Consider the following 16,071-nt stretch of genomic DNA (forward strand, 5'->3'; position numbering starts at 1 on the left):
TCACGATCAGCCCGGATGCGTCATCGAGAGCAGGTCGAGCTTCTCGTCGAGCTGCTCCAGCGTGATCTCACCGCGGTCGACGTAGCCCAGCGAGATGACGGCCTCCCGCACGGTGATCCCTTCGGCGACGGAGTGCTTGGCGATCTTCGCCGCCGCTTCGTAGCCGATGATCTTGTTCAGGGGTGTGACGATCGACGGCGACATGCCCGCGAAGGCGGCGGCCCGCTCGATGTTGGCCTCGAGGCCGTCGATGGTCTTGTCCGCGAGGACGCGGCTGACGTTGGCCAGGAGCGAGATCGACTCGAGAAGAGCCGTCCCCATGACCGGGATGGCGACGTTGAGCTCGAACGAGCCGGTGCCGCCGGCCCACGCGATGGTGGCGTCGTTCCCGATCACCCGTGCGCAGACCATGAGCGTCGCCTCGGGGATCACGGGGTTGACCTTGCCGGGCATGATCGATGATCCCGGCTGCAGGTCGGGGATGTGCAGTTCCCCGAGACCGGTGTTGGGTCCGGATCCCATCCACCGCAGATCGTTGTTGATCTTGGTCAGCGACACGGCCACGGTGCGAAGCGCACCCGATGCCTCGACGAGGGCGTCGCGCGCGCCCTGCGCTTCGAAGTGATCCTTGGCCTCGGTGATCGGCAGTTCGGTGTCGGCCACGATGAGTTCGAGGACTTTCTGCGGAAAGCCCAGCGGGGTGTTGATGCCGGTGCCGGTCGCGGTGCCGCCCAGCGGCACCTCGGCCACGCGGGGGATGACCGCCTGCACCCGCTCGATGCCGAGGCGGATCTGGCGCGCATAGCCGCCGAACTCCTGACCGAGGGTGACCGGCGTCGCATCCATCAGGTGCGTCCGACCCGACTTCACGACGTCCTTCCACTGCTCGGCCTTGGCCTCGAGGGCCACCGCGAGGTGATCGAGTCCCGGGATGAGGTCGTCGATGATCTCCTGCGTCGCGGCGATGTGCACCGAGGTGGGGAACACGTCGTTGGAGGACTGCGAGGCGTTGACGTGGTCGTTCGGGTGAACGGGGGAGCCGAGCGCGCGCGTCGCGAGCGTGGCGAGCACCTCGTTCATGTTCATGTTCGAGCTGGTGCCGCTGCCGGTCTGGTACACGTCGATCGGGAACTGGTCGGCGTGCGACCCCGCGATGACCTCGTCGGCGGCACCCGCGATCGCATCGGCGATCGCACCGTCGAGTGTGCCGAGCTCCTTGTTGGCCAGCGCCGCGGCCTTCTTGATGCGCGCCAGGGCGACGATCTGCGCCGGGTCGAGCGGGTCGCCCGAGATCGGAAAGTTCTCCACGGCGCGCTGGGTCTGCGCGGCGTAGAGCGCATTCTTGGGCACGCGCACCTCGCCCATGGTGTCGTGCTCGATGCGGTACTCGGTGTCGGTCACGTCGTCGTTCCTCCCGTTTCTCAGAGTCGTTCAGGCGTCGGCGTCGACGACGCCCACGGTGATGTCGGGCACGGCGGTGCCCTCGGACAAGCGGTAGTTCGCCCCGACGATCGCCAGGCGCCCGGCGGCGACGGCGTCGCTGATCAGCTCGCTCGAGTGCAGCAGCTCGCCGACCGTGTCGCGGAGATGTTCGCGACCGACCTCTTCGGGGTTGAGCGGCTCGCCCGGATGCTGCTGCTGGAGACGACGCGCCGCGGGAACGATCGGCGCGACCTGTCGCCAGATGCGCGGGGGCAGGGGTGCCGCGTCGGCGGCGGTGCTGTCCATGGCCGCCCTGACGGCGCCGCACGCGTCGTGGCCGAGCACGACGATCAGCGGCACCTCGAGCACCGCGACGGCGTATTCCAGGCTCCCCACGACCGAGTCCGAGATCACCTGGCCGGCGTTTCGCACGACGAAGAGATCGCCGAGGCCCTGGTCGAAGATGATCTCCGCGGACAGGCGGGAGTCCGAGCATCCGAACAGCGCCGCGACCGGCTTCTGTGCCGCGGCGAGCTCGTGACGACGCTCGACATCCTGCCGCGGATGCTGCGGCTCGCCCGCGACGAACCGGCCGTTGCCGGTCGCCATGTCGGTCCAGGCCTGGGCGGGGGTGGGTGCGCTCACGATGCCTCCTGCAGCTCGCGGATCTGGTCGGCGACGCTCTCGGCGGCCTGCGTGAGGCTCGCCTCGTCGGTGTCGCCGTAGATGAGGACGGTGTCGGCACCGGCGGCCACCGCCAGCCCCTGGGTGATGTTGCCCTCTTCGCCGGAGGTGCCGACGTCGTAGCGATCCCAGGTGATGCCGTCGATGGTGACGGTGTCTTCGATCTCGGCGCCGCGGAGGACGCGGGAGGCCCAGGCGGCGTCCGCGTCGAATCCCTGCTCGATGCGGACGTAACCCTGCGCCGATTCCGGAACGTACACGATGGTCCATGCGCGGACGGTGTCGTCGCTCTCGACGACGGCGCTGTTCACTCGCCAGGTTTCGGGCAGCTCCGGCACGATCAGGTCGTCGTCTCCGCCCGATTCGATGGTGGCGGCGGTCTCGGCCACGTCGATCTCGGTCGCCGGCAGCTGTCCACGCGGCACGGCGAGGATGATCACGGCCACGATGCCGAGCGTGACGAGCAGGGCGACGACGAGGTTGCGGACGGTCTTGCTCGACCGGTAGGCGGCGGATGACGCCGCCTTGCGCGCGGCGGTCTCATCAGGGGTCTCCGGGCGCCCGAGCTCGGCGACGACGCGGGGCTGCTTGGCCATCACGCGGTGGCGCCGGAGGGAGCGTCGGCGTCTTCCGAACGGGAGCGGGCCTCGTCGAGGCGACGCTTGGCCCCCAGCAGCCACTGCTCGCACCGGTCGGCGAGGGCTTCCCCGCGCTCCCACAGCTGCAGCGACTCCTCCAGGGTCGGAGCGCCCTGCTCGAGTTGGGCGACGACCCGCACGAGTTCGTCGCGCGCGTCTTCGAAGGAGAGCCCCTCGACATCCGTGCCGGGTGCGCTCGTCTCGGTCATGGTTCCATCCTAGGTGTCGTCCGTTCGTCACTCGTCGCGGCATCGGCGGGGTGCCCGCCCGTGATCTCGCCGTCGGATCGTGCCGCGAAGGCTCCTCGGCCGACGGTCACAACCACCGGACTGCCCGCGGGTGCCTGGGCCGCGTCGCGGACGATCTCACCGCTGTCGAGATGGGCGATCGCGTACCCGCGGGCGAGCGTGGACGCCGGGGAGAGGGCCCGGAGCGAGGCGCGCAGCTCCGCGGCGCGGCGGTGCTGCGCATCCAGGAGTCGTTCGACGATCTCGCGACCGCGCGCCACCTCCACCCAGAGGTGGTGCGACCGGGACTCGAGCATCGTCTGCGGTGTGCGGAGCACGGGGCGCGAACGCAGATGTTCGAGCTGGCTGATGTCGTGCGAGACCCGCTGGGTGAGTCGGCCGGTCAGCCGCGCGCGCAGGTGGGTCACGAGAGCTCGCTGCTCCGCGACGTCCGGCACGACGCGCTTGGCCGCATCCGTCGGTGTGGATGCGCGAAGGTCGGCGACGTCGTCCAGGAGCGGGCGATCGTTCTCGTGGCCGATCGCGCTCACGATCGGCGTCGCCGCCGCTGCGACGGCACGCAGCAGGCGTTCGTCGCTGAATCCGAGGAGCGTCTGCGGATCTCCGCCGCCGCGGGCGATGATGATCACGTCGACGTCGGGGTCCGCGTCGAGAGTGCGCAGGGCGGCGATCGTCTCGGGCACGCACCGGTCGCCCTGCACGGCGGCATGGCGGGTGCGGAACCTCACCTGCGGCCATCGCAGCTCGGCGTTGCGGTGCACGTCCTTCTCCGCGTCGGACCGTTCGCCCGTGATGAGTCCGATGACGTGCGGGAGGAAGGGGAGCGGCTTCTTCCGCTCCGGGTCGAACAGCCCCTCGGCGCGAAGCTGGGCTCGGAGCTTCTCGATCCTCTCGAGCTGCTCGCCGAGACCCACCTGTCGCAGGGAGGACACGGCGAAGCTGAAGTCGCCGGACCGGGGGAAGTAGTCCGCCTTGACGCACGCGACCACGTGATCGCCCACGGAGAAATCCCCCCGCATCCGCTGCCGGGTCGAGGACCACAGTCGTACCGAGACGGTCGAGTCGGTCGCGAGGTCCTTGATGCGCCCGAAGACGTTGCCGCCGCGCACGTTCCAGCTGGTGATCTCGCCTTCGACCCAGACCGACCCCCACCGCTCGATGAACCCGCGGATGGTGTCGTTGAGGCGACCGACCGAGGTCGGTGTGGTGGGAGAAGAATCCCGCGGCGCGACCGAGTCGGGCGGGGGCGCCTGTCCCGGCATCGATTCGGCCGCGAAGGAGGTCATCGGGTCCTTTCTGGGTGCTGAGCACCTGTTCAGGCCGCAACCGTAGACTTGAGGGGTGACCACGACCGCGCCCGCAGTGTCCGTCAGCCTGCCGGCTCCCCGTGTGCCGGGACGGCGAGACCGGCTCCAGGATATCCCCGTCGTCGGACACAAACGTGTGCTCCTGGCCGCTCCCCGTGGATACTGCGCGGGTGTGGATCGTGCGGTCGTGGCTGTCGAGAAGGCCCTCGACCGGTACGGCGCCCCCGTCTACGTGCGCAAGCAGATCGTGCACAACCGGCACGTCGTGAGCGAGCTGGAGCGGCGGGGTGCGGTCTTCGTCGACGAGGTCGACGAGGTTCCCGAGGGCGCACACGTGGTCTTCAGTGCCCACGGTGTCTCCCCGGCGGTCGTCTCGTCCGCCGACGCCCGCGGGCTCCAGGCCATCGACGCCACGTGTCCGCTGGTGACCAAGGTGCACCGCGAGGCGGTGCGGTTCGCTCGCGACGACTATGAGATCCTCTTGATCGGCCATGACGGCCACGAAGAGGTCGAGGGCACAGCCGGCGAGGCGCCCGACCACGTCACGGTGGTGAATTCGCCGGAGGCCGCCACGACGGTCGAGGTCAAGGACCCGACGAAGGTGGTGTGGTTGTCGCAGACGACGTTGTCGGTCGACGAGACGATGGAGACGGTCCGCCGGCTGCGTGAGCGGTTTCCGCAGCTGCAGGACCCCCCGTCGGATGACATCTGCTACGCGACGCAGAACCGGCAGGTCGCGATCAAGAAGGTCGCGGTCGGCGCCGACCTCGTGATCGTCGTGGGATCGGCGAACTCGTCCAACTCGGTGCGCCTGGTGGAGGTCGCCCTGGAATACGGGGCGAAGGCCGCATACCGGGTGGACTACGCCGACGAAGTGCGACAGGAGTGGCTGGAAGGCGTCGAGACCGTCGGTGTGACCAGCGGCGCATCCGTGCCCGAGGTGCTCGTCGCGCAGGTGCTCGAAGATCTCGCCCATGCCGGCTACCGCGACGTCGAAGAAGTGCGCACCGCGGAGGAGGATCTGATCTTCTCGCTGCCGAAGGAACTGCGCGGCGACGACTCCGCCCGACGCGGCGGGCGGGCGACGACGGGATCCGGAGCATGAGCGAGCCGAACACGGAGGGCGCGCGCCCTCGTCCCCAGTACGGCGAGTACGCGAGCACCGAGGAGCAGCGTCGTCGTATCCAGCAGCCCGATGCCACGTGGGCGCTCGAGAGCGGGCAGCAGCTGGACCAGAACCCCGCGCAGCAGCACAGTCCGGCGGAGGCGGCCCCGCTCGCGGATGACACCGCCGAGACGGACCTGACGCGGCGGCGACGGGTGGCTGATCGCGTCATCACGATCGGCCTGCTCGTGTACGGGCTCTTCAACGTCTTCACCAGCATCCCGCTGTTCACCGACTACAGCGCGTACGCGGCGAGCCTCTTCGAGATGATGGGGCTGCAGGCGACCCTCAGCGACCCGGAGGGGGCGCGCGCGTGGGGATTCGCCGCCGCGGTCGTTCTCGGCCTCGGGTGGTTGCTGACCGCCGTGGTGTCGTGGATGAGCATGCGGCGCGGGCGGATCAGCTGGTGGATCCCGCTCGTCGGCGCCCTCGTCTTCTCCTTCGCCAGCGGCATCCTGCTCACCGTGCCGCTGTTCCTGGACCCGGGCGTGTGGGACGTGCTCGTTTCCGGCGCGAGCAGCTGATTCACCCTCGGCTCTCGCCACGCGCCGCAGGTTTCCTGCCTCCCGCCGGTGTCCTCCCTCCTGCAGGCGTCCTCCCTCCTGCAGGCGTCCTCCCTGCGGCGGGCACCAACTCAGGCTGAGTGCGGGATCGGTGGCGCCCAGGGCCTCCTAACGCCCGCTGAGCCTGACTTCGTGCACGCCGAGGCCGACGAGACGAAGGCGAATGGCCCCGCCACCCGAAGGTGACGGGGCCATTCGTGGAGCGGCGTCAGGCTCCGAGGCTCTTGCCGTGCGAGCCCAGCTGCTGCGTCGCGGCGACGACGCGTGCCGCCATCGCTGTCTCGGCGACCTTGCCCCAGGCGCGCGGGTCGTACTGCTTCTTGTTGCCGACCTCGCCGTCGACCTTCAGCACGCCCTCGTAGTTGGAGAGCATGTAGCCGGCGACGGCGCGCGTGAACGCGTACTGCGTGTCGGTGTCGATGTTCATCTTCACGACTCCGTTGGCGACTGCGAGGGCGATCTCCTCGTCGGTCGAGCCGCTGCCGCCATGGAAGACGAGGTCCAGCGGCTTGGCGTCGGTACCGAAGGTCGCGGCGATCCCTTCCTGGATCTCGCCGAGGAGTTCGGGGCGGAGCTTGACGTTGCCCGGCTTGTACACACCGTGCACGTTGCCGAAGGTGAGCGCCGAGATGTAGCGGCCCTTCTCGCCGAGGCCGAGGGTCTCGACGGCCTTCGTGACGTCCGCGACGGTCGTGTAGAGCGCCTCGTTGGAGCCCTCGTGCTTCACGCCGTCCTCCTCGCCGCCGACGACGCCGATCTCGACCTCGAGGATCGAGTTGATGTTCTTCATGCGGGGGAGCAGGTCTGCGGCGATCTCGATGTTCTCGTCCAGCGGCACCGCCGAGCCGTCCCACATGTGCGACTGGAAGATCGGCTCGCCACCGGCCTTCACCTGCTCCTCGGAAGCCTCCAGCAGCGGCAGGACGAAGGTCGGCAGGGCATCCTTCGGGCAGTGGTCGGTGTGGAGGGCCACGGTGATCGGGTAGCTCTTGGCGACCTCGGTCACGTACCGGGCGAACGCGAGTGCGCCGGCGGCGCGGTTCTTCACCGTGTGACCGGCGAAGTAGTCAGCTCCACCCGTGGTCACCTGCAGGATGCCGTCCGAACCGGCCTCGGTGAGACCCTGCAGCACGGCGTTGATGGTCTGCGAGCTGGAGACGTTGATCGCGGGGTACGCGAATCCGCCCGCCTTCGCGCGGTCCAGCATGTCGGCGTACTGATCGGGAGTGGCGACGGGCATGGGTGCTCCTTCGTGACGGGGTCGACACTTCGAGTGTATCGATCCGGTCGAGGCCGTCGGAGGCCGGCTCCGGGCGTCAAGCTCGCCCGGTCCCACGCGATGGGATGCGCGAATTGCGCCACTGCGAAAGAACTGTCATTCCTTCGCCGTTGCCCCTCGTGATTTCCCGCGATCTTCAGGAGCACGCTGGATAGAGTCGACCCATGGTGAGTCTTACCGGCGATATGAGCCCCCTGCACCCCGACCGGAACCTGGCTCTCGAGCTCGTGCGCGCAACGGAGGCGGCGTCGATCCGCGCGGTGCCGTTCATCGGCCGCGGCGCCAAAGAAGCGGCCGACGGCGCGGCCGTGGATGCGATGCGGGCGTTCCTGACCACCGTCAACTTCGATGGCACGATCGTCATCGGCGAGGGCGAGAAGGACAACGCGCCGATGCTGTTCAACGGCGAGCGCGTCGGAAACGGTCGTGGTCCGCAGTGCGACGTGGCTGTCGACCCGATCGACGGCACATCGCTGACGGCCGCCGGGCGCAACAACGCCCTCTCCGTCATCGCGGTCGCCGACCGCGGCTCGATGCTCGACGCGTCGAGCGTGTTCTACATGGACAAGCTCGTGACCGGCCCCGCCGGCGTCGGAGTGGTCGACATCCGGCTTCCCATCGGCGAGAACATCCGCCTCCTCGCGGGCGCGCTCGGCAAGCCCGTCGAGGAGATGGTCGTCTCGGTGCTCCACCGACCTCGTCACGAGAAGCTCATCGACGAGATCCGCGAGGCGGGGGCGGGAACGCGTCTCATGAGCGACGGCGACGTCGCCGGCGGCATCAACGCCGCCCGTCACAACGCGCGCACGGACATGTGTGTGGGTGTCGGCGGCAGCCCCGAGGGCATCGTCACCGCGTGTGCCATCAAGGCCCTGGGCGGGCACATCCAGGGCCGGCTGTGGCCGCGCGACGACGACGAGAAGCAGAAGGGCATCGATGCCGGTCTGCAGTTCGGCGACCACGTGTACGAAGCCGACGAGATGGTCAAGGGAAAGAACACGATCTTCGTCGCGACGGGTGTGACCGACGGCCAGCTCGTGGCGGGCGTTCGCCGAGAGGGCGGCTACGTCTACACCGAGAGCGTCGTGCTGCGTGGCGCCTCGGGCACCCTGCGCCGTATCTCGTCGGAGCATCTCACCTCGAAGTGGCTGTGAGCCGGCTCTCGGCCGAGACGGCCGGACGGGCGGCGAGATCGTGATGGGTATGTGACAAGGCTCTCAGCATCGCTGTGGGAGACTGGGGGCGTCCGTCAGAGGAGACGCCGAACCTTCAACCCAGCGAGGGAGAACTCGATGTCCGCCACCAGCGGAACCACCACGCAGACCGGCGCGCAGGCCGTCGTCGCCGACGCGACCGATCCCGCCCGTCGACCGGATGTGCTCTTCCGGGTGCGACGCGAAGAGGGTCAGCAGCCGTCGGCGTGGTGGATGATCGGTGCCTTCGTCGGTGTCTCGGCGGCGGTGATCGTGCTGCTCAGCTTCGTGCCCGGCGGCGCCTGAGCTAACGCGCGCTCTCCTCGTCGCGCGACGACTGCGCAGAGGCCCCGGACGCGTCACCATCCGCTGTGGGCGTATCGAGCCGGAATCGAAGCGCTCCGATGTCTGCGCCCTGAGCGGGAAGCAGCTCGGGGGCGACGACTCGTCGCGGGCTGCTCTCGATCGGCGCGGGCGCCGTCGCGGAGTCCAGCTTCGTCTCATCGATGCCGGGGAATCGACGGGCCGTCACCAGGACGCGTGACTCGAGGGACCCGATGAGGCCGTTGTAGCTGTCGATCGTCCGCTCGATCGCGCGACGGAGATCGTCTGCGTGCCCGGACAGCGTCGAAAGTCGCGCGTACAGCTCGTTGCCGAGATCGAACAGGGTGCGCGCCTCTTCGGAGACGTTCTGCTGGGTCCACGTGAAGGCGACCGTCTTGAGCACCGCCCAGAGGTTGACCGGGGAAGCCAGGGCGACGCGTCGACCGAACGCGTACTCGAGCAGGCTCGGATCGGCTTCCAGCGCCGCGGCGAGCAGCGCTTCGCTCGGGATGAAGCACACGACGAACTCGGGACTGGCCGACAATCCCGCCCAGTACTGTTTCTTCGCGAGAGCGTCGACGTGCGAGCGAACCGCCTTCACGTGCTTGCGGAGGAGGCTCTCGCGGCGCGCAGCGTCGTCTCCGGTGGCGGTGAACGGAATCGCGCTCGCCTCGAGGTAGGCATCCAGGGGGACCTTCGCGTCGATGGCGATCGCCTTCTCGCCGGGCAGGCGCACGACCATATCGGGTCGGCCGGCGCCGGCATCGGAGTGCACGGATGCCTGCAGGTCGAAGTCGACGTATCGCGTGAGCCCGGCTGCCTCGACGACGCGTCGCAGCTGCGTCTCTCCCCAGACGCCGCGGGTGCTCCCCGAACGCAGTGCGCCCGCGAGCGCCTCCGTGGTCGCTCGCAACTGCTCGTCGGATTCGTGCGACCGTCGCAGCTGCTCGGCGAGAGCGCCGAACTGGTGGTGCCGGTCCCGTTCCAGCTCATCGACCTTGCCCTGCATGGTCTGCAGAGTCTCGTGCACCGGCGAAAGGGCGCGGAGAATCGCCTGCTCTCGGCGCTCGCGATCGTCGCGCGCCGCGAGGTCGGATCGCGCCTGGGACGCCAGCTCCCGATACAGCAGCTGCTGGTGATCGAGTTGCGCCTGCACCCCCTGCCGCGCGGCGTTCGCGGCGGCGACCTGGGCGCGCAGGTCGGCGATCTGCGTGTGCGAACGCGTCGCGGCTCGCGCCCCGCCGGCGGCCCAGCCGGCCAGAAGGCCCGCGAACAGTGCCGCGACGGCGAGGAGGGGAAGGAGCATCGTGTCCATGCCGACACTCTCTCGCAGACCTCCGACACCGCCTCTCTCGGCACGCGCCGGCGCGTTGAAGCGGCGTCCCGACCGACGGGGCCGCCGTCCCGGCCAGGCCGGCGCGATCGATCAGGCGGCGACGACGGCGGATGCCGCGCGACCTGCCGTGGCCGGTGCGATCTGCGAGACCCTCACCCCGGTCGCCTCCGCGAGGGCCACGATGTCGGCGGCACCGGCACGGCGCGCGGCGTCCACCATCACGTGCGCGCAGGCGAGCGCGTCGGCAGTGGCGTTGTGGTGCGCGAAGGAGGCGAAACCGGCCTCGGCGGCGACGAACGGCAGGCGATACGACTCGAGCGAGTACACCCGGCGGGCCACCTGAAGGCTGCAGGCGTACCGATAGGGCGGGCACTCGTCACCGGTCGCCTCGCATGCGCGCTTGATGACGGCCATGTCGAAGCCGGCGTTGTGGGCGACGAGGATGTCCTCGCCCACGAACGAGGCGATGTCCGAGAGCTGCTCGGTCCACGTCGCCGCATCCGCAACGTCCCGGGCTTGGATTCCGTGGATGCGGGTGTTCAGTTCGAAGAACGCATCGTGACCGACAGGTGGCCTGATCAGCCATCCGGTCTTCGCCACGACCTCTCCGGCGCGCACACGGACGAGTCCGACGGCGCAGGCCGATGCGCTGCTGGAATTCGCCGTCTCGAAGTCGATCGCCGTGAAATCCAGTGACACGTCGACAGCATCGCGTGCGAGCGGCGTCTTCTCGCGCAGGCGCGCCGCCCTAGACTGGACTCCCGTGGCTCTCACCATCGGAATCGTCGGACTCCCGAATGTCGGCAAGTCGACCCTCTTCAACGCGCTGACCAAGAACCAGGTGCTCGCGGCGAACTATCCGTTCGCCACGATCGAGCCCAACGTCGGGGTGGTGAGTCTGCCCGATCCGCGCCTGGCCCGCCTGGCCGAGATCTTCTCCAGCGAGCGGGTGCTGCCGGCGACGGTGTCGTTCGTGGACATCGCCGGCATCGTGCGGGGCGCGAGCGAAGGGGAGGGTCTGGGCAACCAGTTCCTCGCGAACATCCGTGAAGCCGATGCCATCGCGCAGGTCGTTCGCGGCTTCGCGGACGACGATGTCGTTCACGTGGACGGCGAGGTGAATCCCGCGAGCGACATGGAGACGATCAACGCCGAGCTTCAGCTGGCCGACCTGCAGACGCTCGAGAAGGCGATCCCGCGGTTCGAGAAGGAGGTCAGGGGCAAGAAGACCGATCCTGCCGTGCTGGCCGCGGCCGTCGCCGCCAAGGATGCCTTGGACGCGGGGACCCTTCTCTCCGGAGCGGGCCTCGACCTCGAGCCCATCAAGGAGCTCGGGCTGCTCACATCGAAGCCCTTCATCTTCGTCTTCAACGTCGACGAGGCCGTGCTCACGGACGATGCGCGCAAGGCCGAGCTCGCGGCGTTGGTCGCCCCCGCTCAGGCTGTGTTCCTCGATGCCAAGATCGAGTCCGAGTTGATCGACCTCGACGCCGCGGACGCCGCGGAACTGCTGGCCGCGACCGGTCAGGAAGAATCGGGCCTCGACCAGCTCGCCCGCATCGGATTCGACACCCTCGGCCTGCAGACGTACCTCACGGCCGGGCCGAAGGAGGCGCGCGCCTGGACGATCCCGCAGGGCGCGAAGGCTCCGCAGGCGGCGGGCGTCATCCACACCGACTTCGAGAAGGGCTTCATCAAGGCGGAGGTCATCTCGTTCGACGACCTCGTCGCGTGCGGTTCGGTCCTGGAGGCTCGCTCTCGCGGAAAGGCCCGCCTCGAGGGCAAGGAATACGTCATGCGCGACGGCGACGTGGTGGAGTTCCGCTTCAACAACTGAGCCCGTGCCCGCAGTCGGATCTCACGCGAGATCAGGCAGACGAAGCCAGGGTGAGGATGCGGTGAACCGCATCGTCTCCGCGCCGACGGGGAGCATGGCGATCTCGGCAAGGGATGCGTCGATGTCGAGCAGGTGATGCGTGTGCGTGGTTCCCCAGCACTCGGGATCGTGATCGACGCCGCCGCAGGAGAAGGACCAGCCGTCGGGTCCGTGCACGACGTAGCGCACCGAGCGCTCCTGTCGGAAGAGGTGGCAACAGGCGACGGCGTAGACATCGAAACCTCTCGGCATCGGTGTCGGACGGTTGCTGTTCGTGGATGAGGACATGGGCGTGCTCCGATCGTCGGGAGAGGGGCACGCTCTCGATGTGATTCCGAGGCTATGTCGGGCCCCCGACATAGCCGTCGGAGCGGATACGCACAGCACAGACTGGACGAAGCATAGATAGCCATCTATGCTTTTGCACAGCAGCCCAGGCTGCTGTGGAGTCGGGGTCCCACCGGCACCGCCCCTCGATCTCGTGTTCTCCATCCCGTGAAGGAGCCGTCATGACCGGCAAGCCGTCTGTCCTCTTCGTGTGTGTCCACAATGCCGGCCGTTCGCAGATGGCGGCCGGGTTCCTCGAGGAGCTCGGCGCCGGTCGCGTCGATGTGCTCTCGGCGGGATCGGCGCCGAAGAACGAGATCAATCCCGTCGCGGTGGCGGCGATGGCCGAAGAGGGCATCGACATTGCGGGCAACTCCCCGAAGGTCCTGACGGTCGACGCCGTCAAGGAGTCCGACGTCGTGATCACGATGGGCTGCGGCGACGCGTGCCCCATCTTCCCCGGGAAGCGCTACGAGGACTGGCAGCTCGACGACCCGGCCGGCCAGGGAATCGAGGCGGTGCGCCCCATCCGCGACGAGATCCGGGGCCGTGTCGAGGCCCTTCTCGCCGACCTGCTCGCCGAAGAGGGTGCGGCATGACCGGTACGCAGGGCCAGGGTGTTGCGCGGTCCGGTCACTCCGAGGCGAGTGCTGCCAGAGCCTCACCGGTCAGCCGCTGCGTGGTCCATTCCTTCATCGGGATGGCTCCCAACCCGCGGTAGAAGGCGATCGACGGCGCATTCCAGTCCAAGACGGTCCACTCCAGGCGGGAGTAGCCCCGCGCGCGGCACTCGTGAGCGAGAGCCGCGATGAGGGCTTTCCCGTATCCCCGGCCACGCTCGGTCTCCTCGACGAAGAGATCCTCGAGCCAGATGCCGTGCGTCCCGGTCCACGTGGAGTACGTGAGGAACCACACGGCGATCCCGACGATCCGACCTTGGCGCTCCACGACGTGGGCGAAGACCTTCGGTGCTGCGCCGAAGAACCGGTCGGTGATCATCTCGACGGTGTTCTCGACGGCATCGGGTTCGCGCTCGTAGGCCGCGAGGCGTCGGATGCTGTCGAGAAGCCCCTGTTCGTCGCCGGGCTGGGCCGGCCGGAGGACGGCGTCGTGGGGGAGAAGGCGCGGAGTCACGAGGTCAGCGTATCCGTCTCGCCACCGATCGCCGGAGCGAGAGATAGACTCACATCTATGCATGCGGCTGCGAATGAGCGACGCCTGACGGCGCTCGGGGATCCCACACGCTCCCGCATCCTGCGCCTCATCCGGGATTCCGACGACGGGCGCGCGCTCGTCGGAGAGCTGGCAGCGACCCTCGGACTGACGCAGCCCACGATCAGCCACCACATGAAGGCGCTGCTCGCCGAGGGATTCCTTGTGCGCAAGCCGGAAGGCCGTCGCGTCTGGTACGCGATCCATCCGGACGAAGACGACAGGATCGCGGCGTTCCTCGGGCAGAAGATCGGGCCGGAGCCGGACACAGCTCGCATCGTCGCGGACCTCACCACGAGATTCCGTGGCGTCTTCGTCGTCGAGGCGATCCGATCGGTCGTGACCGACAGCCTTGTCCGCCTGCGCGGCGACGACACAGCGGCGCCGTTTCTCGCGTCGCGCACGGCAGCGTTCGCCTCATCGCGGCTCGAAGCCTTGGCGCGCGCCGACGCGGGCCCCGACGACACGCCGCATGTGCTCTTCGTGTGCGTGCAGAACGCCGGGCGGTCCCAGCTCGCGGCGGGAATTCTGCGTCACCTCGCCGGCGACCGGCTCCGCGTCGCGACTGCGGGTTCGCAGCCGGCCACCGAGGTGCGTTCGAGCATCATCGCTGCGCTCGATGAGATCGGCATTCCGGCCACGGGAGACTTCCCCAAGCCGCTCACGGAAGAGGCGGTGCGCGCTGCCAGCGTCGTCATCACCATGGGATGCGGTGACGCATGTCCCGTGCTTCCCGGGCGACGATATCTCGACTGGGATCTCGAAGACCCGGCGGGGCTGCCGCCGGCCGGCGTGCGGGCGATCCGCGATGACATCGACCGTCGCGTGCGCGCGCTCTACAGCGAATTGGTGCCGGCCGCGTGATCCGATGACATGATGAGCGCATGCCGGAGTCGCCCGAGGTTCACGCACTGACAGAGGCCTTGCGATCTCGACTCCTGGATGCGCGAATCGTGCGCATCGACCTCGCGGAATTCCGCGTGTGGAAGAGCCGCGATCGCCGGCCCGAGACGTTGGCGGGCGCGGTGATCACGGACGTCACACGCGCCGGCAAGCACACGCTCGTCGCGACCGACCGCGGTGTTCTGGTCATCTCCTACGGGCGCGCCGGGTGGGCACGCTGGCCTGGCGATGGATCGGATGACGGCGACGGCGGCGACACCGACGGCCAACGCGACGAGCCGCCCGTCGTCGCGACCCTCGAGACGGATCGCGATGGGCCGATCCGCTTGCGGCGGACTGGCTGTCGTTCTCCCTCGCGCTGGTCGAAGACGCGCATACGTTGCCGGCCATCGCCGCGCTGGGGCCGGATCCGGCGCGATCCGACTACACGCGCGCTGACTTCGACGGCGTGGTGGTGGGACGGCGCAAACAGCTGAAGGCCCTCCTGCAGGAGCAGAAGTCGTTCGCGGGGGTGGGGAACGCGTACTCCGACGAGATCCTGCACATCGCCGGGTTGTCACCGCTCGCGCAGGCGTCGACCCTCACCGAGGATGAACGCGACCGGCTGTATGACGCTCTCCGTTCCGCGCTCCACGACGCCGTCACCGCGAGAGCCACCGTGCCGATCGCGCACCAGAAGGCCGCGAAAACGGCGGCGATGCGTGTTCATGGACGCGCACACGAGGCGTGCCCCGTGTGCGGCGGCGTCATCCACGACGTACCCGGGTCGCGCGGCGGCGCTCAGTACTGCCCGGGGTGTCAGACGAGCGGTGTGCCGCTGACATGACGTGCGCACGGCGATACGATCGGGACATGACCACGTCGAACCTGCCGACCCCTCCGGTCGATGACAAGAAGCTGCTCGCCACCATCGAGACCGCATCCGAGGGCTCCTGCTGCGGCGGAGGCGCCTGCGGCGGCGAGTGATTCCGCGATGACGTGAGGGGAGCCGGGTCGAGGCCCGGCTCCCCTCACGCGTGTGGTTCAGGCCGTCTGGCCGGCGTGCTGACCCTCGGCGATCTCCTCCACCGTCTTGGCGTTGAAGGCCGGCAGATCGTCGGGCGTGCGACTCGAGGTCAGTCCCTGATCGACGACGACCTCCTCGTCGACCCAGGTTGCCCCGGCGTTGCGCAGGTCGGTCTTGAGGCTGGGGTAGCTCGTGAGCGTGCGCCCTTCCAGGACCCCGGCATCGGCGAGGATCCAGGCTCCGTGACAGATCACGGAGACGGGCTTGTGCTGTGTGAAGAACGCGCGCACGAACGCCACAGCCCGGTCGTCCATCCGGAGATGATCGGCGTTCACGACACCGCCGGGGAGCACGAGCGCGTCGAACCGGTCCGCCTGCGCGGATGCCACATCGAGGTCGACACTCTGCTCGTGGCCGTTCTTGCCGGTCACGGTCCCGTCGGCGGGGGAGACGAGTGTCGCCTGTCCGCCGGCGGATGTCACCGCACCCCAGGGGCTGGTCAGTTCGCTGTCTTCGAACCCGTCGGTCAGGAGGAAGGCGACCTTCTTGCCGTCGATGTTCTCGGTCATCGCATGACTCCTTTCGGTC

Annotated in this window: 20 protein-coding genes; 9 read left to right on the forward strand and 11 right to left on the reverse strand. The window is 68.8% G+C overall.

The window, feature by feature from the left end; translation table 11 throughout:
• Positions 1–6: 6 nt before the first annotated feature.
• The 5 genes from ACGG9C_RS03380 to xseA are packed head-to-tail and all read right to left on the reverse strand — an operon-like array spanning position 7 to position 4,278.
• Entirely contained in the window at positions 7–1,401 is a 1,395-nt protein-coding gene (locus ACGG9C_RS03380) for an aspartate ammonia-lyase (RefSeq protein WP_194384959.1), read from the reverse strand.
• 30 nt (positions 1,402–1,431) lie between these two features.
• Positions 1,432–2,031, reverse strand: a complete 600-nt coding sequence (locus ACGG9C_RS03385) for a carbonic anhydrase (RefSeq protein WP_083336368.1) — start codon at positions 2,029–2,031, stop codon at positions 1,432–1,434.
• 32 nt (positions 2,032–2,063) lie between these two features.
• Positions 2,064–2,702, reverse strand: coding sequence for a DUF4245 family protein (locus tag ACGG9C_RS03390; protein WP_194384960.1), 639 nt, complete (start codon positions 2,700–2,702; stop codon positions 2,064–2,066).
• Complete coding sequence (locus tag ACGG9C_RS03395; RefSeq protein WP_071042888.1) at positions 2,702–2,953, reverse strand: exodeoxyribonuclease VII small subunit; 252 nt, start codon at positions 2,951–2,953, stop codon at positions 2,702–2,704. Before ACGG9C_RS03395 ends, ACGG9C_RS03390 begins: the two co-directional genes overlap by 1 nt.
• The gene (gene xseA / locus ACGG9C_RS03400) at positions 2,950–4,278 is read right to left on the reverse strand and encodes an exodeoxyribonuclease VII large subunit (RefSeq protein ID WP_071042889.1); all 1,329 of its coding nucleotides are present in this window, start codon (positions 4,276–4,278) and stop codon (positions 2,950–2,952) included. Before xseA ends, ACGG9C_RS03395 begins: the two co-directional genes overlap by 4 nt.
• Positions 4,279–4,381: 103 nt before the next feature.
• Between xseA and ACGG9C_RS03405 the strand changes: the two genes are divergently transcribed.
• A complete protein-coding gene (locus ACGG9C_RS03405) occupies positions 4,382–5,404 on the forward strand; it encodes a 4-hydroxy-3-methylbut-2-enyl diphosphate reductase (protein ID WP_075807072.1) in 1,023 nt (340 codons plus the stop codon).
• Complete coding sequence (locus tag ACGG9C_RS03410; RefSeq protein WP_194384961.1) at positions 5,401–5,988, forward strand: DUF6264 family protein; 588 nt, start codon at positions 5,401–5,403, stop codon at positions 5,986–5,988. The genes ACGG9C_RS03405 and ACGG9C_RS03410 overlap by 4 nt, the downstream gene beginning before the upstream one ends.
• Positions 5,989–6,235: 247 nt before the next feature.
• On the opposite strand, the gene fbaA is transcribed toward ACGG9C_RS03410, so the two are convergent.
• Entirely contained in the window at positions 6,236–7,267 is a 1,032-nt protein-coding gene (gene fbaA, locus ACGG9C_RS03415) for a class II fructose-bisphosphate aldolase (protein WP_071042893.1), read from the reverse strand.
• A gap of 203 nt (positions 7,268–7,470) precedes the next feature.
• On the opposite strand from fbaA, the gene glpX reads away from it, so the two are divergent.
• Together glpX and ACGG9C_RS03425 are read left to right on the forward strand one after the other, a co-directional pair.
• Positions 7,471–8,460: a class II fructose-bisphosphatase gene (gene glpX / locus ACGG9C_RS03420; RefSeq protein ID WP_071042894.1), complete on the forward strand. Its 990-nt coding sequence runs from the start codon at positions 7,471–7,473 to the stop codon at positions 8,458–8,460.
• Positions 8,461–8,598: 138 nt separating this feature from the next.
• Positions 8,599–8,805, forward strand: a complete 207-nt coding sequence (locus ACGG9C_RS03425) for a UDP-N-acetylmuramyl pentapeptide phosphotransferase (protein ID WP_071042895.1) — start codon at positions 8,599–8,601, stop codon at positions 8,803–8,805.
• Between the two features lies 1 nt (position 8,806).
• Here the strand turns inward: ACGG9C_RS03425 and ACGG9C_RS03430 are convergent, their stop codons facing one another.
• A complete protein-coding gene (locus ACGG9C_RS03430) occupies positions 8,807–10,138 on the reverse strand; it encodes a DNA recombination protein RmuC (protein ID WP_071042896.1) in 1,332 nt (443 codons plus the stop codon).
• A 111-nt stretch (positions 10,139–10,249) separates the two neighbouring features.
• Positions 10,250–10,858 carry an exonuclease domain-containing protein gene (locus tag ACGG9C_RS03435; RefSeq protein ID WP_071043357.1) on the reverse strand — a complete coding sequence of 203 codons (609 nt, stop codon included), beginning with the start codon at positions 10,856–10,858 and terminating at the stop codon, positions 10,250–10,252.
• 64 nt (positions 10,859–10,922) lie between these two features.
• Here ACGG9C_RS03435 and ychF point away from each other — a divergent pair, with 64 nt between their 5' ends.
• Positions 10,923–11,996 carry a redox-regulated ATPase YchF gene (ychF, locus tag ACGG9C_RS03440; protein ID WP_071042897.1) on the forward strand — a complete coding sequence of 358 codons (1,074 nt, stop codon included), beginning with the start codon at positions 10,923–10,925 and terminating at the stop codon, positions 11,994–11,996.
• 21 nt (positions 11,997–12,017) lie between these two features.
• On the opposite strand, the gene ACGG9C_RS03445 is transcribed toward ychF, so the two are convergent.
• Positions 12,018–12,323 carry a hypothetical protein gene (locus ACGG9C_RS03445; RefSeq protein WP_071042898.1) on the reverse strand — a complete coding sequence of 102 codons (306 nt, stop codon included), beginning with the start codon at positions 12,321–12,323 and terminating at the stop codon, positions 12,018–12,020.
• Positions 12,324–12,544: 221 nt separating this feature from the next.
• Here ACGG9C_RS03445 and ACGG9C_RS03450 point away from each other — a divergent pair, with 221 nt between their 5' ends.
• Positions 12,545–12,961, forward strand: a complete 417-nt coding sequence (locus tag ACGG9C_RS03450) for an arsenate reductase ArsC (protein WP_071042899.1) — start codon at positions 12,545–12,547, stop codon at positions 12,959–12,961.
• 34 nt (positions 12,962–12,995) lie between these two features.
• On the opposite strand, the gene ACGG9C_RS03455 is transcribed toward ACGG9C_RS03450, so the two are convergent.
• Entirely contained in the window at positions 12,996–13,496 is a 501-nt protein-coding gene (locus tag ACGG9C_RS03455) for a GNAT family N-acetyltransferase (protein WP_071042900.1), read from the reverse strand.
• A 57-nt stretch (positions 13,497–13,553) separates the two neighbouring features.
• Between ACGG9C_RS03455 and ACGG9C_RS03460 the strand changes: the two genes are divergently transcribed.
• Genes ACGG9C_RS03460 through ACGG9C_RS03470 form a run of 3 tightly spaced genes read left to right on the forward strand, consistent with a single transcriptional unit; the run spans position 13,554 to position 15,303 of the window.
• Positions 13,554–14,438, forward strand: coding sequence for a metalloregulator ArsR/SmtB family transcription factor (locus ACGG9C_RS03460; protein ID WP_194384962.1), 885 nt, complete (start codon positions 13,554–13,556; stop codon positions 14,436–14,438).
• A gap of 20 nt (positions 14,439–14,458) precedes the next feature.
• Complete coding sequence (locus ACGG9C_RS03465; RefSeq protein WP_228480974.1) at positions 14,459–14,953, forward strand: DNA-formamidopyrimidine glycosylase family protein; 495 nt, start codon at positions 14,459–14,461, stop codon at positions 14,951–14,953.
• A complete protein-coding gene (locus tag ACGG9C_RS03470) occupies positions 14,932–15,303 on the forward strand; it encodes a hypothetical protein (RefSeq protein ID WP_237673321.1) in 372 nt (123 codons plus the stop codon). The genes ACGG9C_RS03465 and ACGG9C_RS03470 overlap by 22 nt, the downstream gene beginning before the upstream one ends.
• A 197-nt stretch (positions 15,304–15,500) precedes the next feature.
• Here the strand turns inward: ACGG9C_RS03470 and ACGG9C_RS03475 are convergent, their stop codons facing one another.
• Entirely contained in the window at positions 15,501–16,052 is a 552-nt protein-coding gene (locus ACGG9C_RS03475; protein WP_071042902.1) for a type 1 glutamine amidotransferase domain-containing protein, read from the reverse strand.
• Positions 16,053–16,071: the final 19 nt, after the last annotated feature.

The organism is Microbacterium sp. MTN4-26 (assembly GCF_042846595.1).
Taxonomy (GTDB): Bacteria; Actinomycetota; Actinomycetes; order Actinomycetales; family Microbacteriaceae; genus Microbacterium; species Microbacterium luteum.